We start from the raw sequence: 25017 nt of genomic DNA, 5'->3' as shown, positions 1-25017 counted from the left end.
CATGCGTCGACACGCGTGAAGGCTTTTTTAGTACCCAAAATACAAATCTGAGGAGCGAATACTATGATTCAGCCCAATATTGAACAAGTGATTGCAACATCGAAAGAATATAATTTGATTCCTATTGTCAAACGTTTGCTAGGCGATATGGAGACCCCGATTCGGATTTTTCAACGTTATGCTGATCATAAACGTGCCTTTCTACTGGAAAGTGTAGAAGGCGGTAGTAAATGGGCACGTTATTCGTTTATCGGCAGTGATCCATTTCTTCTGATCTCTGGCAAAAAGGGCAGAATCAAACTTGAAATCAACGGTCAGGAGGCCGAATTAGCAGGCAAGCCTATTGAACAACTCAAAACATTATTGCAACGTTATCGTAGCCCCAAAGTAGACGGATTGCCTCCATTTACAGGCGGAGCGATAGGATTTTTCGGTTATGATCTGCAACAGTATTATGAAAAATTACCTGCTCATCGGATAGATGATATGCAGATGGATGATATTCAATTTATGTTCTGTGATCAGATTGTAGTATTTGACCATGTAAAACAACATATTTTGTTAGTTGGTAATGTGCATGTACCGGATAACGCTACAGAACAACAAATTCGTGAAGCTTATATCAAAGCTAGTCACAAGCTAGAAGCGACAGAAGATTTATTAAAAACGCAACCTTCTATTAGCACGATGGGACGTAGTCCGGTATCGGAAGATGTAGAGATGGGCGAAATTCAATCCAATATGACCAAAGAAGAATATTTGGACGGTGTAGATCGGGCAAAAGAATATATTCGTGCTGGGGATATTTTCCAAGTGGTTTTATCTCAACGGTTTCATATTGAGACAGAAGTATCACCGCTTGAAGTATATCGTGTATTACGCACAATGAATCCATCGCCGTATATGTATTATTTGAAAATGGATGATGAAATCATTGTAGGTACATCGCCAGAAGCACTTGTAAAAGTAGCAGGAGATCGCTTAGAGACACGTCCTATCGCTGGAACGCGCCCTCGTGGTCAGACAGAAGCCGAAGACCAAGCATTAGCTGAAGAATTGCTTCAAGACGAGAAAGAACGTGCAGAACATCTAATGTTAGTCGATCTCGGTCGTAACGATCTAGGACGAGTATCTGAATTCGGAAGTGTCAAAACAGATACATTTATGGAAATCGAACGGTATTCCCATGTGATGCATATTGTATCTGGCGTATCAGGTACATTGCACAAAGATAAAGATTTTTTCGATGCTTTCTTATCCTGTCTGCCTGCTGGAACCGTATCTGGTGCACCGAAATTAAGAGCGATGGAAATTATTGCTGAAATCGAAAATGAAGCACGCGGTGCTTATGCAGGAGCAATCGGTTATCTAGGATTCTCCGGTAATATGGATGCTTGTATTACGATTCGAACGATTATTTTCAAAAATGGTAAAGCTTATGTACAAGCAGGAGCAGGTATCGTCTGGGATTCGGTTCCAGAAAAAGAATACGAAGAAACAGTGAACAAAGCCAAAGGAATGCTCAAATCGATTCGTGTTGCTGAAGCGATGTTTTTACCAAAAGAACAAGAGAACGAGTCTGAAATCAATCAAGATTACATGTACGGATATGATCGTTAAACATCCTTGTAAATAAATAGATAAAGATAAAAGAGGTAAAGGAGAGACAGAGATGGTTGGAAATGAACTAATGCAACAAGCAATTGCTACCATTATTGAAGGCAAGCACTTAACACGCGAACAATCGAGTCAAGTGATGAATGTGATTATGAGCGGTATTGCTACTCCTTCTCAAATCGGAGGCTTACTGACAGCTCTTCGAATCAAAGGAGAAACAGTAGAAGAAATTACCGGTCTAGCAGAAGCGATGCGTACTAATGGAGGTAGTGTTCCTGTATTGTCAGATGGATTGTTAGATACATGCGGAACAGGTGGTTCGGGGATTCATAAATTTAATATTTCAACGGTATCTGCGATTATTGCTTCTTCTATTGGTGTACGTGTTGCCAAGCATGGTAATCGATCTGCTTCTGGGAAAGCAGGAAGTGCAGATGTATTAGAAGCTCTCGGTGTGAATATTACGCTAAATCCTGATCAAGCGGCTGCATGTTTGGAAGATATCGGTATTTGCTTTATGTTTGCGCAAGTGTTTCATCCCTCTATGAAGTATGCCGCTGCTACACGTCGTGAGTTAGGGGTGCGTACGGTCTTTAATATGTTAGGGCCTTTAACCAATCCAGCCGGAGCTGACCGTCAGTTGATTGGGTTGTACGATATTAGTAAGATTGAGACAGTAGCCCATACACTTCATTTACTAGGATTGAAGCGTGCACTGGTTGTAGCTAGTCTGGATGGACTTGATGAAATTAGTATATCTGCCCCTACAAGAGTAGCAGAGCTAAAAGATGGTCAAGTACACACCTATGAGATTAGCCCGGCAGATTTTGGTCTACCCACACATCCAATAGAACATACATTAGGCGGAGACGCTATGGAAAATGCTGATATTATTCGCAGTGTACTGCGCGGAGAAGAAAGTGCTTATCGTGATGTCGTAGTCGCAAATAGTGCAGCCTGTATCTACCTTTCAGGTCAGGCCGATTCACTTGCGCAAGGAGCCATTATAGCAGCTCAAGCTATTGATTCAGGAGCTGCTGCTCATAAGTTACAACAATTAATAGACACAACGGAGGGATTAAGCCATGTATCTTGATCGTATTGTAGTAACCAAACAACAGGAAGTTGAACAATTGAAAAAGTCATTTTCGGTAGAACAAGCCAAAGAGCAGATTAAAACTTTACCTGCAACAAAAGGTTTTCGAAAAGCATTAATCCAACATCCTCATCATTCGATGGGATTGATTGCAGAAGTGAAAAAAGCTTCGCCATCAAAAGGATTGATTCGTCCGGACTTTGATCCTGTTGAAATTGCTAAAGCGTATGAAGATGCAGGTGCAGATTGTATCTCTGTATTAACAGATGTCGATTATTTCCAGGGAAATAAAGAATACTTAACCGCTATTCATCATGCAGTACAACTTCCGTTACTGCGCAAAGACTTTATTATTGATGAGGTGCAGATTTATGAAGCACGCTTAATCGGTGCAGATGCTATTTTGTTAATCGCAGCTATTTTGACACCAGAACAATTACAATCGTTTTTTGATCTGGCATCATCTATTGGACTGGATGTATTGATTGAAGTACATGATCGCGAAGAACTAGCGACCGTATTACAAATTAAAGGAGCCGCTGAACATGGATTAATTGGTGTAAATAATCGCAATCTCAAAACATTTGAGACATCACTTGCGACTACGGTTGAACTGATTAATCTCGTTCCAGCCAATGTTCCTTTGATCAGTGAGAGTGGAATTTCTGGAGTGGATGATATGATTTATTTATCAGGTGCAGGAGCTAAAGGCGTACTGGTTGGAGAGTACTTTATGCGTAAAGACGATATTCGTAACGCTGTAACAACGCTTATGGAACCTACCAAAACTGCCAACTTCAATGATTCTAAAAGCACACATGAATAAAGCTCAACAATCATCCACTCAGCAAAGTAACAGCGAAAAAAAATACGTAAAAATTTGTGGACTTCAAAGCGTTGAAGTGCTAAAATCTATGATACAATTACCGATTGATTACATCGGTTTCGTTTTTGCTACAAGCAAGCGTCAAGTGAATCGTGATCAAGCAGCTATACTGATCAAAACGTTGCATCAATGGCAAAACGATACGGTTCCTCAAAGTGTCGGTGTGTTTGTAAATCCGACATTGGATGAATTAAAAGATATCGTTGAGGTAGCGCCACTTGATGTGATCCAGCTTCATGGTCAAGAGTCTCCTGAACTGTGCAGACAGATTCAAGAGCAATTGCAGAAGCAGGTATTCAAAGTGATTTCACTGACAAATACAGCACAACAATCTGTAGAACAACAACTTTTACCTTATCAAGGCGTTGTCGATGCCTTTTTATTAGATACGTATGATCCTCTATATGGAGGAGGTTCAGGTAAAACGTTTGCCTGGGACCAAATAGAACCTTATCATCAGTGGACAGTTACACATAATATTCCATTGCTTGTTGCTGGAGGATTAACACCAGACAATGTATCATCTCTGCTCCATCATCATTCGCTTGAAGGCGTCGATGTATCAAGTGGAGTAGAAACGGACGGAATGAAAGACATCACGAAAATAACAACATTTGTAGAAAGGGTGAAGGCATAATGACTACATTACCAGATGCAAAAGGACGTTTCGGCGATTTTGGAGGAAGATATGTGCCTGAGACTCTGATGAATGCACTTATCGAATTGGAACAATCTTATTATCAATATGCAGAAGATGAAGAATTTCAGACAGAACTCAAATATTTGCTCAAAGAATATTCTGGACGGGAAACACCATTATATTATGCACAACGGTTGAGCGAAGAATTGGGCGGCCCTAAAATCTATCTAAAACGTGAAGATTTGAATCATACAGGGGCTCATAAAATCAATAATGCACTTGCTCAAGGGTTACTCGCTAAGCGCACAGGGAAAAAGAAAGTGATTGCTGAAACGGGTGCAGGTCAACATGGTGTAGCTACAGCTACGGTAGCGGCATTGTTTGGACTTGAATGTAAAGTGTTTATGGGCGAAGAAGATATTCGTCGTCAGCAGTTAAATGTATTTCGGATGAAATTGCTAGGAGCAGAAGTGGTTCCTGTTACTTCGGGCACAATGACCCTTAAAGATGCTGGAAATGAAGCATTACGCTACTGGGTAAGTAATGTAGAAGATACATTTTATATTCTAGGTTCAGCAGTAGGGCCTCATCCGTATCCAATGATGGTACGTAATTTCCAACGCATTATTGGTGATGAGACACGCCGCCAAATTTTAGACATCGAAAATCGTTTACCAGATACAGTTGTTGCTTGTATTGGAGGCGGTAGTAATGCAATCGGTATGTTTTACCCGTTTATAGAAGATACAGACGTTAACCTGATCGGTGTCGAAGCCGCTGGACGTGGTATTGATACACCTCTGCATGCAGCAACAATGAGTCTGGGAACGAAAGGTGTTTTTCAAGGATCGATGAGTTATCTATTGCAAGATGAATACGGACAGGTTCAACCTGCACATTCGATCTCAGCCGGTCTTGATTATCCGGGAGTAGGCCCTGAACACTCTTATCTAAAAGACATTAAGCGTGTACAGTATGTGCCTGTAACCGATGCAGAAGCTTTGGATGCTTTGAAATTACTTTGTCGTACCGAAGGTATTATTCCTGCTTTAGAATCTTCGCATGCGATTGCACATGTGGTCAAAATCGCTAAAGATATGAGCAGTGATCAACTTCTAGTGATCTGCCTGTCTGGTCGTGGCGACAAAGATGTAGAGTCCATTATGCAGTATGAGGAGGGCGTACAATGAGCATGACCGATCAAAGTCAGAATCGTATGGACGCTACGTTTGCACGCCTAAAAGAAGAAGGTAAAACAGCTTTAATTCCTTTTCTTACAGTAGGTGATCCTGATCCACAGACTACTATTGATATTATTGTAGAAATGGAAGCGGCTGGAGCCGATATTTTGGAGTTAGGTGTACCTTATTCCGATCCACTAGCAGATGGGCCTGTAATTCAGCGTGCTTCTCAGCGTGCGCTTACTCATCAGGTGACGATTCATACTTGTCTAGAAGTAGCAGATGGAGCACGTCAGCGCGGAGTAGAAATGCCATTTATTTTGTTTACGTATTATAATCCGATATTACAATTTGGATTGGATACTTTTTTTGAAACGATGCAAGCTCATGGGATCAGCGGGATGATTATTCCTGATCTGCCTGTTGAAGAGTCTGGTGAAATGAGAGAACGTGCCAAAGCAGCAGGTGTGAGCTTGATTCCTCTTGTAGCTCCTACATCCAATGACCGAATCGCAGCGATTCTAGATGGCGCTCAAGGATTCGTATATTGCGTATCTTCACTGGGAGTAACCGGAGAACGAGCTTCGTTTCATAATAATGTAGAGCAATTTATCCGCGATGTAAAAAGCAATACCGATCTTCCTGTAGCCGTTGGATTTGGGATTTCGAGTAGCGAACAAGTAAGAGAATTTTCTAAATTCTGTGATGGCGTTGTAGTAGGTAGTGCGATTGTACGTCAGATCGAATCACAAATTCCTCTTTTAACCAATCCTGAACGCAAAATCGAAGGATTATTGCAAATTCGCAAATTTGTGGCAGAATTAAAAGAATAAAAAATTACTATATTAATAAAGATGGAGCCCTATCATAGTGGCTCCAACTTTTACATGAAGGAGTTAAAAAGAATGAAGCCTAAATCTCGTATTGTTAACATTCCTGTATACCAACCAGGTAAACCTTTAGAAGAAGTTAAACGTGAGCTCGGTCTAAGTGAAGTGATCAAATTAGCATCTAACGAAAATCCTTACGGTTCTGCTCCATCAGTACAAGAAGCGATTGCTAAAGAATTAACTCAGCTACATATTTATCCTGATGGTGGAGCTGTAGAATTAACAGCACAGCTAGGTGCACATTTGGGTGTTGAACCGAATCAGATTATTTTTGGTTGTGGTTCAGATGAAATTATTGCTTTGATTACACGTGCTTTTTTAGAGCCGGGTGATGAGACTATTATGGCAGATCAGACGTTTTCGGTATATAAAAGCAATGCCGATATCGAAGGCGCACTTGTCCATGAAGTGCCTTTAAAAGACGGTGTACACGATCTAGAAGGTATGATGGCGCAAGTCAATGGACGTACTAAAATTATCTGGGTGTGTAATCCCAATAATCCAACAGGTACGATTGTATCGCATGAAGAATTAATCGGCTTTTTGGAACAGGTTCCGAGTAGTGTAATGGTTGTTCTGGATGAAGCTTACTATGAATATGTAACAGATGCGGCTTACCCGCAAAGTCTTAAGTTACTAGAAAAATATACAAATGTCGTCATTTTGCGTACATTCTCCAAAATTTATGGTCTGGCTGCGCTTCGTATTGGTTATGGTGTAGGTCATGCTGATGTGATCAAGTTGATCAACCAAGTACGTGAACCGTTCAATACGTCTCGAATTGGTCAAGCTGCGGCACGTCAAGCATTAGCAGATCAACATTTTGTTCAAGAATGTCATGATAAAAACAAAGAAGGCATTCAATATTTAACAGCAGAATTTGATCGTCTAGGACTTCATTACTTCCCGTCACAGACTAATTTCATTATGGTAGATGTGAAGCATCAAGCACTGGAAATATTCCAATCGATGCTGCGTCGCGGCGTTATTGTACGTGCAGGGCATCAGAAATACCCAACGTACATTCGTGTTACTGTCGGAACAGCACGTGAAAATGAAATCTTTATTCGTGCATTAGAAGAATCTATGCAAGAGCAATCAACAACAGTGTAACTTCGTAAGTGCAAGTATAACAATATCAGGATCTATGCCAACTTTTGTAACGATAAGCAGACATGGTCCTGATATTGATCATACTTGATATCAGATAAAGAATGAGTGGGATATGTGATGACAACTAAAATTGCAATTTTCGGTGTAGGGCTGATTGGTGGCTCGCTTGCACTATGTTTTAAAGGCAAGCCTGATCTATATGTAACGGGCTACACGCACCTCCCGGAATTAATACATACGTATCAAGAACGGGAAGTTGTTGACCATGCTACACTTTCGATCGAAGAGGCGGCACTGGATGCCGACTTTATTTTTTTATGTGTGCCTGTGAGTCTGATCGGTACTTATTTGGATAAATTAAGCCATTTGCCTCTAAAACAGGGTTGCATTATTACAGACGTAGGTAGTACCAAAGCATCTGTTATTGCTCATGCTGCACAATTGAATCTAGATTCTGTTTATTTTATAGGTGGTCATCCTATGGCGGGTTCAGAACGAGCAGGAGTAGGAGCGGCTTCAGCGCTTTTATTTGAAAATGCATATTATGTACTGACTCCTCCTGAAAACGTACCACAGGACGTTGTAGACCGATTAGGGAATCTGATAGAGCAGACAACAAGAGCACAGATTGTAAAAGTAGAACCTGTAATGCACGATGAGATTGTGGGAGCCATTAGTCATTTACCACATGTGATTGCTGTAGCACTGGTTAATCAGATTCGTCAGTACAATCAAGAAAATCCATTGTATCGTATGTTAGCCGCAGGTGGATTTCGTGATATCACACGTATCGCTTCAAGTGATCCGATCGTCTGGCGCGATATTTTGCTCAATAATCGGCAGATCATCTTGTCTTTGCTAGAAGATTGGAATAGTGGGGTAGCTGAATTTATCGAGCTATTACGTCAACAAGATTCTCGTGGCATTGAAGAACAATTTGAAAAAGCCGGCGCTTTTCGAGATCAATTGCCTGAACGCCGCAAAGGCATGATTGCTTCGTTATATGATCTCTATTTGGAAGTTCCCGATCATCCAGGAATTATAGGCAAAATCACGACGGAAATTGGTAATCAAGGTATCAATATTAGCAATGTTCAGATCGTAGAGAGCCGAGAAGATGTACCAGGCGTTATGCGGTTATCATTTAGACAAGAACACGATATGGAAAAAGCGAAGATTATGCTTCAAGATCAACAATACAGTGTGTTTGTATAGGTAGTAAGAGCAACCATTTGTTCAGCGAATAATCGAAACATCTAAAGTAAAACATTAAGGAAACCAGTCTACATCTCACAGTAAACTGGCTTCCAAATATGGATTTTTAAATTATTTTTAGGAAATTATGAAAATATTAGCTAAGAGTGTTGACAGAATGAAAGCGTATACAGTATACTGAAAGTACAGTATGGTTTCTCTCCACTCCTATCCAATACTAGCTCCCCCTTCTTAGGTGGGAACAAACCGCTAACTTATGTTAGCGGTTTCTTTTTGTCTTTTTTTATAAAATAGTAAAAATTATTCTAAACTATTTGAATTTAGTGTATTTAAATATAATAATTGGATTTTATTTCATTTATTATGGTAATTTATATTTAATCGGTATATTGCATATGGTACTTAAAAAGTAGATTTTAAAATAGAATATTAGAGGAGAACTAAAATGAAAATTCTTAAAGTGTTATCAGTTACATCTTTAGTAGCTGTACTTGCTTTAGGTATCGCTGGAATAGAAATGAAGGTTAATGCACAAGAGCACGCCAATACTAATTTGTCTAATAAAGAAGATACAAAATTTACAGACTTAGGCTATCTAAATCAAGAACAACGATATCAAGCAGTGCAAAATTCTGATAGTATTCTTACATCAGAAGGTAATTTTCAAAAAGTAAATACTGATAACTCTTTTGTGAAAAAAGAAAGAATTGCTACAAATCTTGATAATGTAAATTCTGAAACAGAAAAGATTATTTTAGGAGATGCTGTTTTTGTAAAAGTTCAATAATAATGCAATTGTAATATACCGAGATTGATAGTTAATACTTTGTTATACCCCAAATACATACACTATAAGAAACGATCTTTGAACAAGATTGTATATAGACGATAAGATTGAATATAATAGTCAGGGAGTGTCTGATGTAGAATGATCTAATCTATCTTACAATTCCTATGAATTACAGTTATCAGATTATATATGAATATTTATCGTAACAGGAGGCAAAGATGAGAGCAGTCACGATCAGACAACCATGGGCAACATTGATTGCTATCGGAGAAAAAAGATTTGAAACTCGTAGTTGGGCAACCAAACATCGCGGAGAAATAGCGATTCATGCTGGCAAAGCCATAGATAAAAAAGCTTGTGAAGATCCAGCTATAAAAATTATATTGATTAAGCATGGATATATGACGCCAGGTGATCTTCCGACAGCGGCTATTATTGCCACAGGAATGTTAATCGATTGCTGGCAGTCTTTTACACAGGAAGATCAGGTAATCCTAGAATCGGCAGGAAGAATGCGATCGATTACAGATTTTGAAGAACAAGTAGGGGATTATACGGAAGGCCGTTACGCGTGGGAATTGGATCAAATGAAAAGATTGCAAAATCCTGTATCTGCTAAAGGATATTTGAGTCTTTGGCATTGGGATCAAAATACAGATGACAACTAATCCTTGCTAAATAACTTCATAAAATATCTATCTCCAACCGATAATGATTTATAGTCAAAAGGAGACCTACATAAAGAAGCATAGATATAGCAAAATCAAGGGAATGTATCGCCTTTACAACATCCTCTTTTTCCATCTTGCAATCGAGCTTCAAAAATAATAATGACTTTTTAAATTTTTTTTCTGAAATCAGCAACCTTTTTTGTTTGTACTCCGTCTTATAATTAGATAGGATACAAAAGGACATTTTTCTGAGACTTATTTTATTAAATAAAGCTCTCTCAATCGTACCAACTAACGATAATTCATCGCTTATTATATTGCAGTTTAGTTACATTCGTAGTTTTATCATTTCAAATCCATTTTAAACTAGAGAAGTTGTTGTAAAGTTGTGGGAAATTCGTTTTCTACCGCAACTTTTGCCGTCCGTTTCGGTATTACTTAATATACAAGGAACGGGAAGATGCGGCGGCAGCAACGAGGAGGGTCGCATTAGAATGACAGATGATTCCCTGTTGATTCAGGAAATTAAAAACGGTGACGTGGAGTTATATTCAGAGCTGATGCGTCGTTATCAGCGCAAAATTTTGGCATTTGTATATCATATGCTTAAAAACTCCAATCTCGAGATGATGGCAGAAGATTTATGTTCAGAGACGTTCTACAAGGCTTACAAAAGCCTTCATTCCTTCCGGGAAGTAGATGCTTCGTTCTCGACATGGTTATATACAATTGCACGCAATACCGTACTTAGTGAACTGCGCAAACAAAAAAATGGCAGTGTACCACTCGAAGAAAGTGGTTTTGTTCCTTTAGCACCGAACAGTATGGTGCCAGAACAAGCTGCATTGCGTAACGAACGTGTACAGATGGTACGTGAAGCAATTGATCTTTTACCTGAAAAGCAAAGATCTGCATTGATCCTCCGCGAATATGACCAGATGGATTATCAGGAAATCGCTGAAATTCTTTCTCAGAGTGTAAGCTCCGTCAAGTCTCTTTTGTTCCGGGCAAGAGCGAGTGTAAAAGTTCGGTTAGAACCGTACTTCTATGATTCGGTCTATGATGAGCCTATTGAAGGGATGAAAAGAAAATGAATTGCAGAGAGGCCGAAGAGTTATTCGGGATATATCATGATCTTCCGAAAAATGATTCGCGCCGCCAGGCACTTGACCGTCATATAGAACAGTGTCCGGCTTGTGCGGCGGAATTTCAAATATGGCAGGAAAGTTATGATTTAATTCAGGCTCAGGTGGAAGAAGACAAAGCTTCTGAGCTGATAATGACTGCTGAGGCAGAAAAAATAAACCTTACAGTTATGGATCGTATTTACGCTGAATCTCCATGGGTGTTACAGACTGATCGTAAGCATGGACCTATATTGCGTTTGTTCCGCCGTCGTTTATCGGCCTGGATTCTCTGCTTGTTTGCTATATTTGTATGTAGTTCATTATATCTAACACTTGATTTCTCAGGAACATTTGATCGGGATGCAGCACAAGAACGTGTATCAGGGATTGTACCTACAGCGATTGCTACAAGCGATAATGCAACAGTAGCGAATTCTTCGTTACATTTTGTAGGCTCTGAGCGCGGTCTAATCGATCCTTTGGTCATTCCTATGAGTCCAAGTCATCCTCAATACTGGATGATTTTATCAGTGGTAGGTATGATGTTAGCGTTACTTTCATTACGTTGGCTTGCCAAAGCACGTCATTCATAATTGATAGGTATCAGAGCAGTTCACAATCGTATCCATGAACGGAACATGGAGATTGTGAACTGCTTTTTTGTTTGGAATAGGTGCAAACTGTGGTAGTATAGATTATTCATTTGTATCACTTTTATATTTAATATAAATAGAAAGTAGGATATTTATCGATGCGTATAGGATTAATCAGACATGGACTAACCGATTGGAATGCTTTGGGACGTATTCAAGGACATAGCGATATTCCATTAAATGATGAAGGCAGAAGTCAAGCGAGACGATTAGCAGAACGTCTGGCTACAGAAAGTGAAGCTATATCATGGGATTTTATAGTGGCTAGTGAATTATCCCGCGCACAAGAGACCGCTCAAATAATAGCAGATCGGTTACATATTCCGCTTTTGGAACCAGATCAACGGTTAAAAGAACGTGCTTTTGGACAGGTTGAAGGATTAACATGGCAAGAGCGCGAAGAAAAGTGGGGAGCAGATTGGGAGACATTAGAACTAGGTCAAGAAAAAATAGAAGATATTCAAGCCCGGGGTATGGAATTTTTGAATCAGACGATAGAGCAATATCCTGAGCAAAATATTTTGGTGGTTAGTCATGGTGGATTTCTGTCTCAACTGTTTACTCTCCTGTTAAAAGAGGCTCATACCGAGCGAATTGGCAATCTGTCGTTGACGATTTTGGAGCGTACCGAACAGGAATGGACTACGATTTTGTACAACAATATCCAGCATTTAGAATAACCCTTCTTTTGACGGGTTATTTTTTATTTTATTTTTTTGTATAATAAGTGATGCGCTTACAAATAAATTGGTTAAATGCCATTAAGGGGTTAATCACATGTTATTGCCTTATCATAATCAACTACCGAATATCGATCCCAGTGTTTTTGTTGCAGAAGGTGCCAAATTAATTGGTAATGTGACTGCTGGCAAAGATAGCAGTATCTGGTTCAATGCTGTACTGCGTGGCGATCTAGCTCCAGTCATCATTGGGGAACGCTGCAATATTCAAGATTTAGTTGTAGGACATGTACATGAGAAACATCCGTTATGGATCGAAGATGATGTCTCTGTCGGACACTCCGCTATCGTACATGGTTGCCGAATAGGTAAAGGTTCTCTTATTGGAATGGGAGCTATTATTCTGAACGGCGCTGATATTGGAGAGTATGCATTGATTGGTGCAGGTTCACTTGTCACTGAGAACACAATAATACCACCTTATACTCTTTCTTTAGGTTCACCGGCACGCGTTATACGAGAGCTAACCGAACAAGATTTAGAGCGGATGGCACGTACAACACAGAGTTATGTGGACAAAGGAGCAGAGTTCAGGAATCCATGAAATAGCATTATGGAGGTGCGCCCTATGTACAAGATGAAAGTAACCTATGAAGTTATGCTGGGACTAGCGGCTGAAATGGTATGGGATCAAGTACTACGTGAGCATCGTATGAATGAATTACACCTATTGATTGATCAAGCACTTGCAGAAAGAGACGAAGATGCTTTTCAACGTTTAACGAATGAATTACGTACGCTAGCTTCTGCGGTTGTAGTGTTAGAGCCTGTCGTCGAAATCGTTGAACGCAAATCATTATCGTTTTAATTCCAAAAGTGTATGATGCTCAATATCTGTTTGTAAGCGTAACAAGCAGAACTATCAGAAGTCGTATGGATGCCGTTGTCGGACGTTTAGGAAGAAACGGAATTTGATTATAAAAGGCAATGTATACTAGCCGACGGAGTCTGCCTATATCAGGCAGGCTTTTTTGTGCGTATTCATAAATGATAAAAATTTCATAGCACTTGCGTGTAATTAGACATGCTATTAAAATGATATAGATTCGTGGCTAACCAAGAATACAGCAGAGTGGTAATAGATAAAGGGGAATGTTTATGTCGATTTCATTATTGTGGAGTAAAGCGCTGTTAACCGATCGTAGAGTGTTATGGTTACTGCTTATCTGTAATGCGATAGGAACAGTGTATGGATACATATGGTATGGATTACAGTTGGAATACACATTAGAGATCAAGCCAACCTGGATGATTATCTTTGTACCTGATAGTCCAACCGCAAGTTTATTTTTTACAGTAGCATTAGCTTTTATTTTATATCCACCCAAGCAGCAATGGCTGATTGTTATTCGTAAATTATTTGAAGCACTGGCTGTTGTCACTTCTGTTAAATACGGGGTCTGGGCAGTCGTTATGATCTTCTGGGGCGTAGCATTAGGTGATCCATTATACTGGCAAGATTGGATGTTAACCGCTTCACATTTGACTATGGCAATAGAATCGCTGTTATTTGTTCGTTTTTTTGTTTTTGGTTGGAAATATCTTGTGATCGCTCTGGCATGGACATTACTCAACGATTATATGGATTATTCACAACATATCTATCCATGGCTGACTCCACTTTTAGTTGAACGTCTAGATCAAGTCCGTAATTTCACAGTGGTGCTAACTTTTGTATCTGCATTAGCTGGAGCATTAGCATTACGACAAGCCCGTAAAATACGGTCGTTTAATTAATAAATTTTTGTATATCTGTAGAAGTTGAAAAAACCTGCAAATGTAAGAACACGTTACAAAGATTCACTAAAATAGTATATTTAACAAAAGAAACACAAACCTTAAAAAGGATTGTGTTTCTTTTTATCTATGAAAAGAAAAATGTAGCACTCCACAACATAGCGTAAGTAAAATCATTGTTTTGGAGAGCGAATCGCTCGCTGTTGTAAACAAATACCGAACGCCAAGCAGTTAATCAAAGTTTTCGTTTACAACAGCGATGTTGCTGGAGTGGATGATGCAAAAGCGAATATTTCGATTACTTCAATTGTACCAACTCAGCTATCTTCACGAAATCCTTCGCCATGCACATCATTGACTTCATTAATAATCATAAAAGCACGTGGATCAACAGAGCGTACAATCATTTGTACACGTCGAATCTCTTGTCTGGATACAACGCAATATGCAATTTCTTTGGCATGCTTGGAATAGGCGCCGATTGCAGGAATTAAAGTTACCCCTCGATCCAGTTCTTTCATAATAATTTCAGCAATTTCACCAGCATGATCGCTAATAATCGTAAATGCTTTTCCGGAATAAGCGCCATCTTGAATAAAATCTATTAATTTCGAAGCAATATAGACAGTCACTAATGTGTACAATACTAATTCTTTGCTAATAAAAAATAACGACGAGCCTATAATCACAATATCAATCACAAGCATAATCTGTCCCATACTCCAGCCGAACTTCAAATGAAGAATACGTGCAATAATATCCGAACCACCTGTAGTCCCACCAAAGCGGAAAACAATTCCCAGCCCTGTACCTAACGTTACCCCAGCATACAAAGCAGCTAAAATATAATCATTTTTGGTCTGAAATGTACCAATCCAGCCTATTTTGATCATTCGTTCAAATAACCATAAGAAAAAGGTAAGCGAAGCGATTCCGACTCCGGTATAAATCATTTGACGTTTACCTAGCAATTTGAGCCCAATTAAAAATAAAGGAATATTAAGAATTAATGTAGATAAGGAGGGCGATATACCAAACGCATAATTCAAAAGCACTGTAATTCCTGTAACTCCACCTTCCATCAAGGTGTTGGGAATAATAAAATACAACAAACCAAATGCATACACGCTGGCTCCGAATATGATCGGAATAATTAATCTGAGCTGATTCCAATATTTGTGCTTCGACATCGCCGATACCTCCGTAAAATAAACTAACCTTTAATAGTATACATTTTTTTATGCATAATTGCATAAAAGTTATAAAAATAAGCAAGTGAATAAATATTGAAAATATTGATTTGTGTTCAAAATCGCTTTAGGATAACATTGTAGTAACAATGAATATTGTTTATTTGTTGCGTATAAAAGGTACATAAGATTGAAAATGTGCAATGGAGGCTATAATTAATGACAGAGAAATCTTTAGCAGAAATGCAACGTGAAGTTGATGCGTATATCTCGCAATTTAAAGAAGGCTATTTTTCACCACTTGCAATGTTAGCGCGCATGTCTGAAGAAGTAGGCGAATTGGCGCGTGAAGTCAATCATTCATTTGGCGAAAAACCTAAAAAAAATGATGAAGATGACAATTCGATTGAACTGGAACTTGGTGATATTTTATTTATTACGATGTGTTTTGCCAATTCACTAGGGATTGATCTGACACAAGCACACAATCAAGTGCTGCATAAATTTAATACACGCGATAAAGATCGCTGGACACGTATAGAAGAAAATAATACGGAAGAAAAATAAGTGCAAGAAATCTATTCCCAAGTAAAAGGAGTCTATGATGACAACATTGATTAAAGTAATTGTCGCCGGAGCAGGCGGTCGTATGGGTAAAGAGGTTGTAAAATTAGTACTAGGTGACAAACAGTTAGAATTAGCCGCAGCGATCGGGCGTTCTGATGCAGGGAAAGATGCAGGGCAGTTAGTTGGCATGCCGACAGCTAATATAGAAGTAGTGGCTGATCTGAAGCAAGCATTAGCAGATTATCCAGCAGATGTACTGGTGGATTTCACAACACCTGAATTTGCTTATGAACATGCGTTGTTAGCGATAGAAGCAGGGGTTCGTCCGGTTATGGGTACTACAGGATATACACCGGAGCAAATACAAGAATTAGATCAGAAATGCCAGACAGCCGGTCTAGGCGGACTGATTGCTCCGAACTTCTCGATTGGAGCTATTTTGATGATGCGTTTTGCAACACAAGCGGCGAAGCATTTTCCAAATGTAGAGATTATTGAATATCATGGAGATCAGAAACTAGATGCTCCTTCCGGTACAGCTGTCAAAACAGCAGAAATGATCTCAGAAGTTCGTCAACCGATCAAGCAAGGTAACCCTAATGAAAAAGAAAATATACAAGGCGCTCGTGGCGGAGAATATGATGGATTCCGTATTCACAGTGTCCGTTTGCCAGGCGTATTTGCTCAACAAGAAGTGATTTTTGGCGGTGCTGGAGAATCACTCAAAATCCGCAATGATTCGTATGAGCGTTCTAGCTATATGCCAGGCGTGAAGCTAGGTATTCAGAAAGTAATGGAATATAGCGGTATGGTGTATGGATTTGAGCGCTTTATCGATTAATTTGAATAATACAGAAGTATAGGGGAGATTTCGATGTTTAATATCGCTTTTATTGCCCATGACCGCAAAAAAGATGAGATGGTCAACTTTGTGATTGCATATGAAAATGTTTTTGACGGGCATCAATTATATTCTACCGGTACTACAGGTATGCGTATTATGGAACATACGAATTTGAAAATCCATCGTTATCTATCAGGCCCATTAGGTGGAGATCAGCAGATTGGTGCGATGGTCGCGCAAAATGATATGGATTTGATTATTTTTTTACGTGATCCATTGATGGCACAGCCTCATGAACCGGATATTAGTGCATTGCTTCGCATCTGTGATGTACAAGGAATTCCTGTTGCTACCAATATTGCAACAGCTGAGATTCTGGTCAAAGCGTTAGATCGTGGCGATTTTGCTTGGCGTGAGTTAGTTCATAAATACAAGCCGGAGACACTATAATGAGTGTTTCTGTCGATATTCTTGTATTTGGTGCTCATGCAGATGATGCAGAGATTGGAATGGCAGGTACGATTGCCAAGCATGCCGCTGCAGGTCTAAAAGTAGGTATTTGCGATTTGACTGAAGCAGAGATGTCTTCTAACGGAAATGTAGAATTGCGTAAGCAAGAAGCAGAAGCCGCTGGCAAAGTATTGGGATTAGCGTATCGCAGTAATTTAGGATTGCCTGATCGCCGGTTAGCACGTTCTACAGAGCAACTGGATGCGATTACTGCGGAGATTCGTAAGCTGTCGCCTAAGATTGTATTTGCTCCTTATTGGATTGATCGTCATCCAGATCATATGATCTGTAGTCAGCTTGTAGAAGAAGCGGTATTCAATGCGAAGCTACGCCGATATATGCCAGAATTACCTCCGGTCACCGTACAACAGACGTATTATTATTTTATTAATGATCCTGCACCTACAGATCTACTTGTAGATGTCACCGATGTATATGAACAGAAAGAGCAAGCATTGCTTTGTTATCGTTCCCAATTTGGCGGTTTAGCAGATGTAGATATGGTAGAGACACCACTTACCCAAGGATACGTAGAGCGTGTTCGATATCGGGATAGTCTGGCAGGTCAACGCAGTCAGATTCAATATGCAGAAGGGTTTGTAACTAAGACTCCTTTTGTCGTTGATCTTTTTCGTTAAAATCTCTTTTTTTGCTAACACAATTATAAAGAGTATGTATATAATATAAAGTAATGAACTTACCTGATATAAAACGTAGAGCTTACATCATGATTAATGAGGTAAGTGAAAGGAGACAGCCCTTATGGACACGATGCTCAAAATCGGCATCACATGTTATCCGTCGCTTGGCGGCTCTGGCGTCGTGGCAACAGAATTAGGCAAATTACTTGCTGAAAAAGGGCATCAAGTGCATTTTATTTCGCACAGTGTTCCTTTTCGATTAGGAACATTTCATAAAAATATTTTTTATCATGAAGTAGAAGTTAATGATTATTATGTGTTTAAATATCCACCGTATGATCTAACGTTAGCTAATAAAATGGCTCAAGTGGCTAAAATGCAACAGTTGGATGTATTACATGTGCATTATGCTGTGCCTCATGCCGTGTGTGCTTTTTTAGCGAAGCAAATGGTAGGCGATCATTTAAAAGTCGTAACTACTTTACATGGTACAGATATTACAGTGCTTGCGCAGGATGAATCGTTAAAAGACTTGATTCGGTTAGCGATCAACGAAAGTGATGCTGTAACAGCGGTATCCAAAGATTTGATTCGTGAGACACATGAATTGTTAGATATTACACGTAATATTGATCTAACTTACAATTTTGTAGATAAACGAATGTACTATCCACGCGATACAACAGAACTGCACAAAGATTATGCGTTCGGTGATGATCGTGTGCTAATGCATGTCTCTAACTTTCGCCCGGTCAAACGTGTTAGCGATGTAGTAGAGATTTTTGCCAAAGTCAATGAGAAGATTCCTTCAAGGTTGCTACTGGTTGGCGAAGGCCCTGATCTGCCCAAAATTCAATTTCAGATTCAAGAACTAGGCTTGACCGAGCGCGTTATGTTTCTAGGGAAACAAGATGATATCCCGCAAGTGATTTCACTAGCTGATATTTTGTTGCTTCCTTCTGAAAAAGAAAGCTTCGGTCTGGTAGCACTGGAAGCAATGGCATGTGGTGTTCCAACCGTGGGATCACAAGCAGGTGGTATTCCGGAATTGATTATTCATGGAGAGACTGGATTTCTTGCGCCAATCGGTGATACAGACAAGATGGCAGAACATGCTATCGAATTATTAACCAACCATCAATTGATGCAGACGATGATCAAAAATTGTCTAGATCGTTCACAAAGTGAGTTCAGCAATGAACGTATGATGGCTGAATATGAAAAAATTTATTACCGGGTACTTGGACGTGAATTGTCTCAGCCTTCTCCGGTATGTGGTTGAGGGGATTATACCATGCAATGGAATTGGGTAGATCCGCAGACGGCGGAGCGGGGGCAATCTCTGCTCCGCCGTTTGACTGATCAGGGATATGAAGGATATTTTGTAGGTGGATGTGTACGTGATGAATTATTAGGACGACCGGTCAATGATATGGATATTGCAACCAATGCAACACCAGAACAGGTGATTTCTCTATTTGAACGTACGATTCCTACAGGACTAGAACATGGCACGATTACCGTGTTGATTGAAAATGAGCCTTTTGAAGTCACTACATACCGTACTGAAACTGAATATGTCGATCATCGCCGTCCAGAACAAGTACAATTTGTGCGAGAATTGAGTGAAGATTTACGCCGTCGTGATTTTACGATGAATGCTATTGCACGTGGAATTGATGGAGAATATACCGATCCTTTTCATGGGATTGATGATTTGAATAAAGGGATTATTCGCTGTGTGGGTATCGCTGATGAACGTTTTGAAGAAGATGCGTTACGCATGGTAAGAGGGATTCGATTTGCGTCTGTATTTCATTTTGAAATAGAACAGCAGACCTGGCAAGCTCTTCTGCATCATCAAGCATTAATCCATCATATCGCTACTGAACGTATTCGTGTCGAAATGGAAAAAATGATTGCTGGGCCTTATCCTTATCAGGGTATTGAACTATTGTTAAGCAGTGGATTGATTCCACATATGAAAGTGTCTGTGCCTTGTGAGGCATTAGATCAAGATCTGCTTCGTTCATTAGAACAATTACCTGCATCACCATCTATTTTGCGCTGGGCTTTAATTGCACTAGGACTTGGCATGGATGAACAGCAGATCAAAATTGTTTTCAAATCCTGGACATTTCCGAATATCATAACCGATCAAGTCTCCAAAATAATACGGATGAATGAGCGTTTATATAATGGGATAGTACAACATGAAGCTGTACCTTTAGCTACTATAGAACATAAAGAGTCTATAGATACAGATGCAAATAGACATCACTCGTATGTGCTATTTGTAAGTTGTGTATTGGACTATGGCAAAGAGATTGCACAATACTGGCATACTCTTTTTCCTGTATTACCACACACATATCAACAACGTTTAGCGATCATAGGCAATCAAGCAGATAGATGGTTAGAACAGTTAACGGTATATAGTCTGGCTGATTTACCTGTCAAAGGGCAAGACGTTCTTCAACATTTAGAGATTGCCGCTGGCAAATGGCTAGGCGAACTACTGCATGAAATTTTACTTCTAGTCGCTACAGGACAATTGGACAATAACAAAGAGGTTATATTGCATTATGCCGATCAAGCCTCAGCAAGGAAGGGATTACGATGAATGATGAACATTTGCTTCAACTGCTGAATGAACATCCAGGACAATACATTTCTGGCGAAGAAATCAGTCGCCGCATGTCTGTTAGTCGTACAGCGATTTGGAAAGGTATTAATCGTTTGAAAGAAAAAGGCTATGAATTTGAATCAACGTCTCGCAAAGGATATCGAATCACACGTCGACCGGATGGATTCGATGTGACAGCTTTGCAACTAGCTTTGAGTCAAAAAGGATCATGGGGCCAGCCGTTACATTTGTTTGAATCGGTGGCTTCTACACAAGATGAAGCACGCATGCTTGCAGAACAACAGACTGCTGAAGGAACGTTAGTAATTGCTGAAGAACAGACAGCAGGTCGTGGCAGACAAGGCAGACCTTTTTACTCACCATCCGGTAGAGGCATCTGGATGAGTCTGGTGATGCGTCCAGTACAACCTTTACAGTATATGTCTCAATTGACATTACTGGCTGCTGTAGCGGTATGTAGAGCGTTACGTAACACTACACAATTAGATATCGGGATCAAATGGCCGAATGATCTATTAATCGATGGACGCAAAGTATGCGGAATTCTGATCGAATCGGCTGCAGAAGATGGACGTGTACGTTATGCGATTGCAGGTATCGGTATAGATGCGAATTTAACAGCAGAAGATTTGCCAGAGCATTTGCAATCGATCGCGACTTCATTGCGTATCGAATCCGGTCAAGTGATAGATCGTACAGCTGTAGTAGCAGAAGTCATCTCTGAATTAGAGTCATTGTATCAATTGTATACAGACGAAGGCTTTATCCCGATTGCTGCGCTATGGGAAAGTATGGCGATTTCGATTGGCAAATCGATTCAAGTACACAATGCTCAAGGTTCTTTTCAAGGGATCGCTCAAGGTTTAGGAATGAACGGTGAACTTCTACTACGTCTTGCTGATGATCGGGTTATTCCTATTTATTCAGGAGATATTGAATTTTAATCTAGAAATAATTGTTAGATAAAATAGTGAATTTAACCATTTGTTCTGGTATACTATATCGGAAGACGGTATCGGCAAGACCGAACCGTACTTTCTGATGTTAACTTGATGTTACCAGCGCTTAGCAGTATAAGCGCACCCAAGTTCAATGGAAAAGTGATTTTTGCAAAGCAAAATATCTTTCCATCAGCGCTTGGCACTAGAAACACATTATGCAAGCCACTCTAAGGATTAGCTCAATAACCGGGGTTATCTGTCTGTTGAATACATCACTGTCATTCAGCAGAAATAAACCTACAATTTTTGAGTCGCTAATTAGAGTAATAACTGAATAGGTATCCCATCCAGGATACATATGTGAAGCGAGGTGTTGGCTTACATTCAATTCTGCTCTGAGCCGTTTTATAGGACCGAGACAGAAGAGATGATCGCAAAGTGACTCTTTTTTGGACTCAGGACCTTTTTAGTGAACGACTAGACTAAAAGGTTTTTTATTTTGTCCGAAAGACTATACCCAACTTAAAAGGAGCTTGATGTCACCATGGCAGCCAAAATGCCGCTTAATATTTTGAAAATGAAAAAAATGAAACAGGAAGGTCATCCCATTACGATGATTACAGCCTACGATTATCCAACCGCTCAGCTTGCTGAAGAAGCAGGCGTAGATATGTTGCTCATTGGAGATTCGTTAGGTAATGTCGTGCTTGGATATGATTCGACGATTCCTGTCACTATAGACGATATTGTGTACCATTCGCGTGCAGTTGCTCGCGGTGCGGGATCAACATTTATTGTAGCTGATCTGCCGTTTATGACGTATCACGGAAGTATCGATGAGACACTGAAAAGTGTACGTCGATTAATGCAAGAAGGTCATGCGCATGCGATTAAGCTTGAAGGTGGCGCAGAGATTGCAGATACAGTCAAAGCTATTGTGCAAGCAGGGGTACCTGTGATTGCGCATATCGGTCTAACTCCACAGTCTGTACACCAAATTGGTGGATACCGGATTCAAGGGAAAGACGAAAAAGATGCACAACGTTTATTGGATGATGCACTTGCATTAGAAGCGGCAGGCGCATTCGGAATTGTATTGGAATTGGTTACCGAAGAAGCAGCTACCACGATTAGCCAACAATTATCGATCCCAACGATCGGTATTGGAGCAGGGCGTGGCTGTGATGGTCAAGTGCTTGTTTTTCATGATGCGGTGAAATACACATCGTCTTATCGTGAAAAACGGTTTGTCAAAACGTATGCAGATGTAGGGAATACGATTCGTGCTGCTTTGCAAGAGTACGTTAATGAAGTAAGAAGCGGTGCATTTCCAGCTGAACAGCATGTATTCAGTGGAGATCAAGAAGCTTTGGGATCGTTATATGGAGCCAAACGGAAGGTGGAGACTCAATCGTGAAAGTTGTACGTAGCATCACCGAAATGAGAGCAGAAGTCAAACAATTACGCAAACAGCGTTCTACTATAGATCATGAAGCAACAGTTGGACTTGTTCCCACGATGGGATTTTTGCATGATGGACATGCAAGCCTTATGCAAAAAGCAACTGAAATGAGCGATATTGTAGCAATCAGTATTTTTGTTAATCCGATTCAATTTGGACCGAATGAAGATTTCGAACGTTATCCTCGCGATGAAAAACGTGATCTAGCCTTAGCTGAAAAAAATGGAGTCGATTTGGTATTTATGCCTGGTGTAGAAGATATGTATCCTACACCGATCAAAACGCATGTTACTGTAGCAGATCTTACCGATACCCTATGTGGTGCTTCACGTCCCGGTCATTTTGATGGTGTATCTACAGTAGTGACCAAACTTTTTAATATTGTGAAACCAGATTATGCCTTCTTCGGTACCAAAGATGCACAGCAAGTCGCTGTGCTTCGTCAAATGGTGACTGATTTGAATATGGATATTGAAATTGTTCCTTGCCCTATTGTACGTGAACAGGATGGTCTAGCGCTTAGTTCTCGTAACGTGTACCTATCTCGTGAAGAACGGGAGCAAGCATTAGTACTTTCACTTTCTTTACATCAGGTACAGCAACAAATGCGAGAGCAAGAAGAGATGACAGCAGGTCAAGTACGAGCATTTCTGCGTACCTCAATCGGTCAGTCCGATATTGCTGAAATCGATTATGCAGACATTTTAAGTTTTCCACGATTAGAATCATTAGCAGAAAATACCGTTTTAGCTACATTGGATCATGAAGTGATTATTGCACTGGCTGTGAAATTTGGACGTACGCGTCTGATCGATAATGTTATTTTAGAAACGAAAGGTGTTGCCTTACATGTATAGAACGATGATGAAATCCAAGATTCACCGCGCTACTGTAACTGAAGCTAATCTAAATTATGTAGGTAGTATTACGATAGATAAAGATTTGATGGATGCAGCAGATTTGCTTGAAAATGAAAAAGTACAAATCGTTAATAACAACAACGGTGCTCGCTTAGAAACGTATGTTATCGTTGGTGAACGTGGTAGTGGTGTAGTGTGCTTGAACGGAGCAGCAGCACGCCTAGTACAGCCGGGAGACACTGTAATTATTATCTCGTATGCGATGATGAGTTCTGAAGAATTAGCGACTCACCGCCCAACGGTTGTATTTGTAGATGAAACAAACAAACCTGTTATGGAAGCTCATAAAGAAGTACACGCAACCATCATGTGAGAATGAGGTTTGAATAAAAGTGGGTTGGTAGTGTTGGTAGGTACCTCGCTTCGGGAATGGAATTGTTCTTGTCGTCGCTGGTTTACTAGAATCCCTTGAATATACCGCATAGCGGTAGGGATTATAGTAAAAAGGCGATCGCTTCGCTCTTTCAGAACAATTTCCATTCCCTTCGCTAGAGGAGGTATCTACTACGCTATCCAAAGATTTTATTCAGGTTGGCTTGCCAGGACATTCTTGGCAGGAGAACATTTTATACATTGAAGGATTTTTAGACATTGTCTATTAGTTATATAACAGGGATAAAGAAAAGGATCTAGTATATATATGACTAGATTCTCTTTTTATTTAGAGAATAGGTTAGTTCCTGCATATTTTTCCTGCTACTTTCTAAATGGTTATTCAACATTATGCTTATCCACCTATACCAGCGGAGACGAGAAAATTGTTCTGAAAGAGCGAAGCGCTCGCCTTTGTAAACGAATCCTGACTGTGAAGCAGTCATTCAAAGGATTCATTTGCAACAAGCGACGACAAGAACGATTTTCTCCTCGCAGCGCCACCCCACGAAAAGCTAAAATTTGAATAACTCCCCACCCTTTGATTTTCAAAACGGTCTTCTTCTG

Annotated in this window: 27 protein-coding genes; 26 read left to right on the top strand and 1 reads right to left on the bottom strand. The window is 39.9% G+C overall.

The window, feature by feature from the left end; translation table 11 throughout:
* The first annotated feature begins 63 nt into the window (after positions 1–63).
* From trpE to QCD85_RS07800, 16 genes are all read left to right on the top strand, one after another.
* On the top strand, positions 64–1620 hold the full coding sequence (trpE, locus tag QCD85_RS07875; protein ID WP_301262205.1) for an anthranilate synthase component I: 1557 nt from the start codon (positions 64–66) through the stop codon (positions 1618–1620).
* 52 nt (positions 1621–1672) lie between these two features.
* Positions 1673–2713: an anthranilate phosphoribosyltransferase gene (gene trpD, locus QCD85_RS07870; RefSeq protein WP_301262204.1), complete on the top strand. Its 1041-nt coding sequence runs from the start codon at positions 1673–1675 to the stop codon at positions 2711–2713.
* Complete coding sequence (gene trpC / locus QCD85_RS07865; RefSeq protein ID WP_301262203.1) at positions 2703–3539, top strand: indole-3-glycerol phosphate synthase TrpC; 837 nt, start codon at positions 2703–2705, stop codon at positions 3537–3539. Before trpD ends, trpC begins: the two co-directional genes overlap by 11 nt.
* Positions 3532–4236 carry a phosphoribosylanthranilate isomerase gene (locus QCD85_RS07860; RefSeq protein WP_301262202.1) on the top strand — a complete coding sequence of 235 codons (705 nt, stop codon included), beginning with the start codon at positions 3532–3534 and terminating at the stop codon, positions 4234–4236. Before trpC ends, QCD85_RS07860 begins: the two co-directional genes overlap by 8 nt.
* Positions 4236–5429: a tryptophan synthase subunit beta gene (gene trpB, locus QCD85_RS07855; protein WP_273612861.1), complete on the top strand. Its 1194-nt coding sequence runs from the start codon at positions 4236–4238 to the stop codon at positions 5427–5429. The genes QCD85_RS07860 and trpB overlap by 1 nt, the downstream gene beginning before the upstream one ends.
* Positions 5426–6253 (top strand): tryptophan synthase subunit alpha, encoded by an 828-nt coding sequence (trpA, locus tag QCD85_RS07850; RefSeq protein ID WP_420540615.1) that lies wholly within the window; start codon positions 5426–5428, stop codon positions 6251–6253. Before trpB ends, trpA begins: the two co-directional genes overlap by 4 nt.
* Positions 6254–6325: 72 nt before the next feature.
* Positions 6326–7423: a histidinol-phosphate transaminase gene (gene hisC, locus QCD85_RS07845; protein WP_273612860.1), complete on the top strand. Its 1098-nt coding sequence runs from the start codon at positions 6326–6328 to the stop codon at positions 7421–7423.
* Between the two features lie 117 nt (positions 7424–7540).
* Positions 7541–8638, top strand: coding sequence for a prephenate dehydrogenase (locus tag QCD85_RS07840; RefSeq protein WP_301262201.1), 1098 nt, complete (start codon positions 7541–7543; stop codon positions 8636–8638).
* Positions 8639–9083: 445 nt separating this feature from the next.
* Positions 9084–9425 (top strand): hypothetical protein, encoded by a 342-nt coding sequence (locus tag QCD85_RS07835; protein WP_301262200.1) that lies wholly within the window; start codon positions 9084–9086, stop codon positions 9423–9425.
* Between the two features lie 221 nt (positions 9426–9646).
* Positions 9647–10096 (top strand): ASCH domain-containing protein, encoded by a 450-nt coding sequence (locus QCD85_RS07830; RefSeq protein WP_301262199.1) that lies wholly within the window; start codon positions 9647–9649, stop codon positions 10094–10096.
* A gap of 497 nt (positions 10097–10593) precedes the next feature.
* Positions 10594–11193, top strand: a complete 600-nt coding sequence (locus tag QCD85_RS07825) for an RNA polymerase sigma factor (protein ID WP_204823529.1) — start codon at positions 10594–10596, stop codon at positions 11191–11193.
* On the top strand, positions 11190–11819 hold the full coding sequence (locus tag QCD85_RS07820) for an anti-sigma factor family protein (protein ID WP_273612856.1): 630 nt from the start codon (positions 11190–11192) through the stop codon (positions 11817–11819). The genes QCD85_RS07825 and QCD85_RS07820 overlap by 4 nt, the downstream gene beginning before the upstream one ends.
* A 158-nt stretch (positions 11820–11977) precedes the next feature.
* Positions 11978–12559, top strand: a complete 582-nt coding sequence (locus QCD85_RS07815) for a histidine phosphatase family protein (RefSeq protein WP_274172422.1) — start codon at positions 11978–11980, stop codon at positions 12557–12559.
* Between the two features lie 97 nt (positions 12560–12656).
* Positions 12657–13163, top strand: coding sequence for a gamma carbonic anhydrase family protein (locus QCD85_RS07810; RefSeq protein ID WP_274172423.1), 507 nt, complete (start codon positions 12657–12659; stop codon positions 13161–13163).
* 24 nt (positions 13164–13187) lie between these two features.
* Positions 13188–13427, top strand: coding sequence for an IDEAL domain-containing protein (locus tag QCD85_RS07805; RefSeq protein WP_273612853.1), 240 nt, complete (start codon positions 13188–13190; stop codon positions 13425–13427).
* Positions 13428–13717: 290 nt separating this feature from the next.
* Complete coding sequence (locus QCD85_RS07800) at positions 13718–14356, top strand: DUF1405 domain-containing protein (RefSeq protein ID WP_301262198.1); 639 nt, start codon at positions 13718–13720, stop codon at positions 14354–14356.
* Between the two features lie 317 nt (positions 14357–14673).
* On the opposite strand, the gene QCD85_RS07795 is transcribed toward QCD85_RS07800, so the two are convergent.
* Positions 14674–15546: a YitT family protein gene (locus tag QCD85_RS07795; protein WP_274172425.1), complete on the bottom strand. Its 873-nt coding sequence runs from the start codon at positions 15544–15546 to the stop codon at positions 14674–14676.
* Between the two features lie 219 nt (positions 15547–15765).
* Here QCD85_RS07795 and QCD85_RS07790 point away from each other — a divergent pair, with 219 nt between their 5' ends.
* The 10 genes from QCD85_RS07790 to panD all read left to right on the top strand — a co-directional run bounded on the left by QCD85_RS07790 (position 15766) and on the right by panD (position 24391).
* Complete coding sequence (locus tag QCD85_RS07790) at positions 15766–16113, top strand: nucleotide pyrophosphohydrolase (protein ID WP_301262197.1); 348 nt, start codon at positions 15766–15768, stop codon at positions 16111–16113.
* Positions 16114–16150: 37 nt separating this feature from the next.
* Positions 16151–16954, top strand: a complete 804-nt coding sequence (dapB, locus tag QCD85_RS07785) for a 4-hydroxy-tetrahydrodipicolinate reductase (protein WP_273612849.1) — start codon at positions 16151–16153, stop codon at positions 16952–16954.
* A gap of 33 nt (positions 16955–16987) precedes the next feature.
* On the top strand, positions 16988–17407 hold the full coding sequence (locus QCD85_RS07780) for a methylglyoxal synthase (protein WP_273612848.1): 420 nt from the start codon (positions 16988–16990) through the stop codon (positions 17405–17407).
* Complete coding sequence (bshB1, locus tag QCD85_RS07775) at positions 17407–18105, top strand: bacillithiol biosynthesis deacetylase BshB1 (protein WP_273612847.1); 699 nt, start codon at positions 17407–17409, stop codon at positions 18103–18105. The genes QCD85_RS07780 and bshB1 overlap by 1 nt, the downstream gene beginning before the upstream one ends.
* 124 nt (positions 18106–18229) lie before the next feature.
* A complete protein-coding gene (gene bshA / locus QCD85_RS07770; RefSeq protein WP_273612846.1) occupies positions 18230–19390 on the top strand; it encodes an N-acetyl-alpha-D-glucosaminyl L-malate synthase BshA in 1161 nt (386 codons plus the stop codon).
* A gap of 12 nt (positions 19391–19402) precedes the next feature.
* Positions 19403–20731, top strand: coding sequence for a CCA tRNA nucleotidyltransferase (locus QCD85_RS07765; RefSeq protein ID WP_301262196.1), 1329 nt, complete (start codon positions 19403–19405; stop codon positions 20729–20731).
* Positions 20728–21699, top strand: a complete 972-nt coding sequence (locus QCD85_RS07760; RefSeq protein WP_301262195.1) for a biotin--[acetyl-CoA-carboxylase] ligase — start codon at positions 20728–20730, stop codon at positions 21697–21699. Before QCD85_RS07765 ends, QCD85_RS07760 begins: the two co-directional genes overlap by 4 nt.
* 541 nt (positions 21700–22240) lie before the next feature.
* Positions 22241–23113 carry a 3-methyl-2-oxobutanoate hydroxymethyltransferase gene (gene panB, locus QCD85_RS07755; RefSeq protein ID WP_273612843.1) on the top strand — a complete coding sequence of 291 codons (873 nt, stop codon included), beginning with the start codon at positions 22241–22243 and terminating at the stop codon, positions 23111–23113.
* Positions 23110–24015 carry a pantoate--beta-alanine ligase gene (gene panC / locus QCD85_RS07750; RefSeq protein WP_301262194.1) on the top strand — a complete coding sequence of 302 codons (906 nt, stop codon included), beginning with the start codon at positions 23110–23112 and terminating at the stop codon, positions 24013–24015. The genes panB and panC overlap by 4 nt, the downstream gene beginning before the upstream one ends.
* Positions 24008–24391 carry an aspartate 1-decarboxylase gene (panD, locus tag QCD85_RS07745; RefSeq protein ID WP_301262193.1) on the top strand — a complete coding sequence of 128 codons (384 nt, stop codon included), beginning with the start codon at positions 24008–24010 and terminating at the stop codon, positions 24389–24391. The genes panC and panD overlap by 8 nt, the downstream gene beginning before the upstream one ends.
* Positions 24392–25017 lie beyond the last annotated feature (626 nt).

The sequence above is a fragment of the Paenibacillus sp. PsM32 genome (assembly GCF_030433815.1).
Lineage (GTDB): Bacteria > Bacillota > Bacilli > Paenibacillales > Paenibacillaceae > Saccharibacillus > Saccharibacillus kyungheensis.
Note: the sequence above shows the minus strand (reverse complement) of the source record. Positions and strands in the feature narration are given on the sequence as shown.